The sequence below is a fragment of the Rugamonas sp. GW822-FHT03B10 genome (assembly GCF_058801745.1).
This window is the reverse complement of record NZ_JBXANP010000044.1, coordinates 1-5,695: the sequence shown is the minus strand read 5'-3', so window position 1 is coordinate 5,695 and position 5,695 is coordinate 1. Positions and strand designations below refer to the sequence as shown.

Here is a 5,695-nt window from a genome sequence, read left to right as displayed (position 1 = left end):
CCGCAGGCGCTGCCGGCCATGGTGCGGCGGCTGCGCATGCCGCCGGCGGCCGGCGTGCGCGTGCGGCGGCGCCCGCCCGCGCCGCCGGTGTTGCATTGATCGCCGTCGCGCGCCGACGAGCGCTGGCTAGTGGCTGGCGCCGCGCGGCCGGCCCAGCAAACGCCCCAGCAGCGTCGCCTCGCCATTGCGTTCCAGCTTCTTTTCGACCACGGCGGCCCATTGCTCGGCCAACTGCTGGCATGTGGCGCTGAGCACGGGCGCCAGGCCGGGCAGGTTGGACAAGGCGTGCAGATGGCGTTCGATCACGGCGGCCAGTTTGACGCACGCGCCATCGTCGGCCGCGCTGGCCGTGTAGTGCGACATCAGGTGCAACACGGACGACAACATCAGATCGGGCGCCTGCGCGCCCGGCGCCGGGGCCTGGAAGATGGGATTGCTGTGCTCTGGAGTCATGGTGGTTCCTGCCGCGATAGAGTTTATTGAATGAGAATTATTCTCATTTAAATTATTGGGCAGGATGGATGGAAATGCAAGGGTTTTTCTCGATGTTGACTGGCCTGCTTTGCCCCTGGAGCGGGACATGCGACGGGATGAAAGAGGTGATTCACGTCTTCGACGCCGGCCTCCTTGTTAAGCGTCAGATGATGGCTTGCAGGCCTTTGTCGGCGATGATGTTCAGCAGTTTGAGTGCAGGCCCGGTCGGACGGGTGTCGCCTTGCTCCCATTTGCGCACGGTCGAGGCCGACGTGTGCAAATGCAAAGCGAACACGGGCTGGCTGAACTTTAAGGCTTCGCGCAGGCGTTTGATGTCGGCAGCGCTGAAATCCCGCACCGGCGGCGGGCAGATCGCGTCGAACTCGCGCATTGTCACTTTGCTGACTGCTCCTGCTTCGTGGAGTGCGGCCAGGTCGCCACGCAGGGACTCAATGATCTTGCTCACAATAGACCTCCAATAACACGCCCGACCGCAGCGCCTTGGATAAAGCGTCGGCAGACAGTTCCAGAAACACCTTACCGGCGAATTGCAGCGCCTTCTTTTCGTCCTGTGTGATGTTTGCCTGGTCGCTCTTTGGGAAGCCATGCAGGAACACGTAACGGCTACCAATCCGCGCTGACAGCAGCGTGCGGTAACCACCGCTCTTACCGCTGCCGGGGCGCGCAACCCGTTTCTTGTAGAGGAGGCCACCCAGGTCGGCGTCAATCAGACCGTTTTCCATCTCTTGAACCGCTTTGCACAAGACGGCATCGGGCAGCCGTTCACCGACCTGCCACCGCGCAAAATTTGCCCGCTTAAGGATGTGTGTCATCCTGACCTTGAAAGTATACCCGCGACGGGTATGTTTTTCCAGCGCTTGGCGCGGTTTATGGGGCAGGCGAGCGCGGGGCCGGCGTCGTGGCAAAACAAAAAAAGGCCCGGCGCGGGCCGGGCCAAGCTGGGTGCAGCAAGGGTAGGTCGTTACGCGGAGGCCAGCAGCTGCGCGGCGGAGGGCTCGGCGCCGGCCTTGCTCTTGGCCGTGGCCTGCTGGCGCGCCCGCGCGCGCGAGGGCGGCAGGCGGCGCAGCGTCTTCAGCGCTTCCGCGTCCTTGATGCCGATGGTGCGCTGGTCCACGCTGATCAGGCCGATCTCGTTGAAGGCCGACAGCGTGCGGCTGACCGTCTCCAGCGTCAGGCCCAGGTAGCTGCCGATCTCGTGGCGCGTCATGCGCAGGTTGAACAATTTGCTCGAATAGCCCATCTGGGCGAAGCGCTCGGCCAGCGAGACGAGGAAGCGGGCCACGCGCGCCTCGGCCGACAGCGCGCCCAGCATGCCGATCATCGCCTGCTCGCGCACCAGCTCGCGGCTCATCACGCCGTACATCATGTTCTCCAGTTCCAGGTGGACGCGGCCCAGCGCTGTCAGCTTCTTGAACGGCAGCAGGATCAGGTCGCAGTCGGACAGCGCCACCGCCTCCGACGAATAGTGGCGCGTGTGGATGCCGTCCACGCCCAGCATGTCGCCCTTCATGGGGAAGCTCAGCACCTGCTCGTTGCCGAACTCGTCGATCAGCACGGTTTTCAGGAAGCCGGAATTGACGATGTAGAGCGTGTCGAACGGCTGGCCGATGGTGTGGATGCGCTGGCCCGTCTTGAACTGCACGTGCTGGAACAGCAATTCCTCGGTGGCGATGGTGCAGGCGGCCGGAATGTGGAGCAGGTCGCACACTTCTTTCAGGTTCGACCAGAGCCGCCCCTGGCGTTGGCGCCCCGCTTCCATCGAGGAGGAGGGGACGGTCGCGGGGGACCCCGGACGGGTGGCGGGCGCTTGCGTGGACAGCATGTTCATCTCCTGGTGTCTGATAAGGCGGTTCAGTGGCGTTGGAAGAACGGCCCGCATGGCGTGGCCGCCGTGCCGTCTGCCACGCGCGCAGGGAGGAGGCGCGCCCGAAGCCGGCTGGTCGTGTTCTGGCTTGCCTTGCTTGACGCCGTGATCGCCGCGCTGCAGGAAACGCTGAAACGGGGAACACTGAAATGGCCGCGAAGCAAAACAATCGTATGGTTTCAGTATGCCAACGGGGCGCGGCGGTGAATATCGGTAAGTGCTGAATATGCGCGTAGGAGGCGGCGCGAGGATGTAGGAGTCGTCCTAATGGTCCCGGCCGCCGGGGCGGCGCCGGGGGCGCGCGTTCAGGTTTTGAACGGCGATAACAGGCGGTGCGCCACGGCATATTGCACCATTTCCGACAGCGAATTCATGCCCATCTTCTGCATGATGCGGGTCTTGTGGGTGCTGACCGTCTTCACGCTCAGGTGCAGGCCGTTGGCGATCTCCGTGATGGACTTGCCGGCCACCAGCAGCGAGAACACCTCGAATTCCCGGTCCGACAGCTGTTTGTGCAGCAGCGTCTCGCTCGGCATCATGATGTTGAGCGCCAGTTGCTCGGCCACTTCCGTGCTGATGTAGGGCCGGCCCGAGGCCACCTTGCGGATCGCGCCCACCAGCTGGGTGCCGGCGCTTTCCTTGGTCAGGTAGCCCTGGGCGCCGGCGCGGATGGCGCGCACCGCGTACTGTTCCTCCTCGTGCATGGTGAGGATCAGGATCGCCACCTTGGGCGCCTCGCTGCGGATCTGGCGGATCAGGTCCACGCCGCTGCGGCCGGGCATGGACAGGTCCAGCAGCAGCAGGTCGAAGCCGCCCTGGCGCACATGGTTGAGCACTTCGAAGCCGTCGATCGCCTCGCCCACGATGTCGATGTCCGGCGCACCGTCGAGGATGCGCTTGAGGCCCTCGCGCATGATGGTGTGGTCGTCGGCGATGACAATTCGTATCATAGGTCGGTCTGAATGATGCCTGGTGGCATGGGTTTATTGTTTTTAAAGGGAAAAAGGCGGCCCTGGCGCCTGCGGGGCGCCGGTCATACTACCCCAAATCGGGGCGGGCATGCTTTTTACTTAATGTTGTCGACCCGGTTGCCGGCCCGGTTGCCGGCCCGCCTCAGGCCGCGCTGGGCGCCGGTTCCTTGATCAGGCGGTGCACCAGCACCGGGATGCGCGAATGCGACAGCACCTTGTTGGTGACGCTGCCCAGCAACAGCTGGCCCCAGCCGCTGCGTCCGTGCGAGCCCATGAAGATCAGGTCGCAGCCTTCGCGGGCGGCCACCTCGACGATCTTCAGCGCCGGGCTTTCCGCGAACACGGTCATGCCCTGGCAGCGCAGGCCGCGCCGCGCGGCCGCGTCCACGATGGGCTGCACGTGCTGCTGGCCGGCGCGCTGCATGGCCGCCATGTATTCCTCCTCGCTCGGGTAGCTGGGGGGGATGATCTCCACGTAGATCGGGTACTGGTATTCCGGCGCCACGAACAAGGCCAGGATGTCGGCGCCCATCTGTTCGGCGAAGTCGACCCCGGCGCACGCCGTCTTGCTCGACACGGTGGAGCCATCGGTCGTGATCAGGATTTTGCGGTACATGGCGGTTCTCCTCAGGTGCGCGAAAGGCGACGCGGCTGGCGATATGCAATTGCCCGGCGCGCCAGTTTAATTGTAGTCCCGATTCACATTATTGTTAGCATGGAAAGTCTTGATCTGTGTCAATAAGAGCACGCGTGCTTGCTGTTAATGCAAGATCGCGCCGGCATTTTTGCATTTGGGCACTTGTTTTGTGGTTGCCGCCATACCTAGTCGATCTTTCCAATGTTAGTATCTGCAAATACAACAGTAAACGTGGCTTGTCACCCTGAGCAGCGGGTGAGCCGACCGGCTTTCCGGCCCTGGAGATTGAACAATCCGCCGCCGCCCTGCTAAACTCGCGTAAGCGCGTTATATTGCCGGGCGTCATCACTCTTGAGCCCGCCTGCGGATGGGGCGGTACGCGGGGTGAACAAAGCAAGTTGAGGGCAGCAATTTTACAAATTATGGAGAAGCAGGGATTATGACCAACGCCGCTGATGATTTCGACGCACTATTTGATGAAGTGTCTGCCCAAAGCAAGAGCGCGGCACCGGCCCCGGCACCCGCTCCAGCACCGGCCGCGGCGGAAGATGACCTGGAAAGCCTGTTCGACCAGGTAGCGGCGGCCCGGCCCGCCGACGTGGTGGCGACCGCGGCCGCGCAGGCGCCGGCCGCCGATGGCGCCGACGCCGACGCGGCCGGTGGCGACAAGCCGGCCATGTTCGAGCGCCTGGGCGGCATCGTGCGCCTGCTGCACGATTCGCTGCGCGAACTCGGTTACGACAAGGCCCTGACGGAAGCGTCGTCGCAGATCGTCGACGCCCAGGACCGGCTCGAATACGTGGCCACCCTGACCGAGCAGGCCGCCAACAAGGTGCTCAACACGCTCGACGACGGCATGCCGGCCCAGGACGTGCTGTCCAAGCAGTCGAAGGAGATGGAGACCCGCTGGAACGACCTGTTCGCGGGCAAGCTCAGCCTGGACCAGTTCAAGGTGCTGGCCGGCGACTCCAAGGCCTTCGCCCAGGCCGTGTCGGTGGCCACCGAGGCCGAGAAGGCCCGCCTGCTGGAGATCATGATGGCCCAGGACTTCCAGGACATCACGGGCCAGCTGATCAAGAAGGTGGTGACCATCACCAAGACGGTGGAGAACGAGTTGGCGCAGCTGCTGCGCGACAACGCGCCGGCCGACGTGCGCGAGAAGCTGGCGCAAAAAGAAGTGTCTCTGATGCAAGGCCCATCGACTCCGACGGTGGCGCTGAACCAGGACAATGTCGACGACCTGCTTGCTGATCTGGGATTCTAATGGACGATATGCTCAAGGATTTCGTCGTCGAGGCGATGGATCTGGCTGTCAATGTAGAAGAACATCTGTTGCGCCTCGAACGCGACCCGGAAAACAAGGAAACCCTGAACGCCGTGTTCCGCTCGTTCCACACCATCAAGGGTGGCGCGGGCTTCATGAACCTGCCGGCGCTGGTGGCGGCCTGCCACCTGACGGAGAACCTGTTTGACGCGCTGCGCACGGGCGCCGCGCCGGTCACGCCGCTGGCCATCGAGGCCGCGCTGCAGGCGTCCGGCTTCGTGGCCGACCAGCTGGCCGAACTGTCGAACGGCGCCGAGCCCGACACCCTGCCGGCCATGCCGGGCGACCTGGAGGCGATCCTGAAGGACGCCATCGACGGCAAGGCCGACGCGCCCAAGGCCGCCGCCAAGCCGGCCGCCGCGCCGGCCGCGGCGCCGGCCGCCGCCGCGCCCGCCGCAGCGGCC

General features: G+C 64.3%; 8 protein-coding genes. 2 read left to right on the top strand and 6 right to left on the bottom strand.

The genetic code is table 11. The features are described 5' to 3' along the window. Positions 1 to 126: 126 nt before the first annotated feature. The 6 genes from AC1RQG_RS27730 to AC1RQG_RS27705 all read right to left on the bottom strand — a co-directional run bounded on the left by AC1RQG_RS27730 (position 127) and on the right by AC1RQG_RS27705 (position 3,946). A complete protein-coding gene (locus AC1RQG_RS27730) occupies positions 127 to 453 on the bottom strand; it encodes a hypothetical protein (protein ID WP_493136626.1) in 327 nt (108 codons plus the stop codon). A gap of 184 nt (positions 454 to 637) precedes the next feature. Further along, complete coding sequence (locus AC1RQG_RS27725; protein WP_493136624.1) at positions 638 to 940, bottom strand: helix-turn-helix domain-containing protein; 303 nt, start codon at positions 938 to 940, stop codon at positions 638 to 640. Then, the gene (locus tag AC1RQG_RS27720) at positions 924 to 1,307 is read right to left on the bottom strand and encodes a type II toxin-antitoxin system RelE/ParE family toxin (protein WP_493136622.1); all 384 of its coding nucleotides are present in this window, start codon (positions 1,305 to 1,307) and stop codon (positions 924 to 926) included. Before AC1RQG_RS27720 ends, AC1RQG_RS27725 begins: the two co-directional genes overlap by 17 nt. Positions 1,308 to 1,456: 149 nt before the next feature. Next, positions 1,457 to 2,254, bottom strand: coding sequence for a Crp/Fnr family transcriptional regulator (locus AC1RQG_RS27715; protein WP_493136628.1), 798 nt, complete (start codon positions 2,252 to 2,254; stop codon positions 1,457 to 1,459). A 410-nt stretch (positions 2,255 to 2,664) separates the two neighbouring features. Next, the gene (locus tag AC1RQG_RS27710; protein WP_182167271.1) at positions 2,665 to 3,309 is read right to left on the bottom strand and encodes a response regulator; all 645 of its coding nucleotides are present in this window, start codon (positions 3,307 to 3,309) and stop codon (positions 2,665 to 2,667) included. Between the two features lie 163 nt (positions 3,310 to 3,472). Beyond that, positions 3,473 to 3,946, bottom strand: a complete 474-nt coding sequence (locus AC1RQG_RS27705) for a universal stress protein (protein WP_493136619.1) — start codon at positions 3,944 to 3,946, stop codon at positions 3,473 to 3,475. Between the two features lie 460 nt (positions 3,947 to 4,406). Here AC1RQG_RS27705 and AC1RQG_RS27700 point away from each other — a divergent pair, with 460 nt between their 5' ends. Beyond that, positions 4,407 to 5,231 carry a protein phosphatase CheZ gene (locus AC1RQG_RS27700; protein WP_493136617.1) on the top strand — a complete coding sequence of 275 codons (825 nt, stop codon included), beginning with the start codon at positions 4,407 to 4,409 and terminating at the stop codon, positions 5,229 to 5,231. Then, on the top strand, positions 5,231 to 5,695 hold a 465-nt coding region (locus AC1RQG_RS27695; protein ID WP_493136615.1), incomplete at its 3' end, for an Hpt domain-containing protein. The genes AC1RQG_RS27700 and AC1RQG_RS27695, both read left to right, overlap by 1 nt.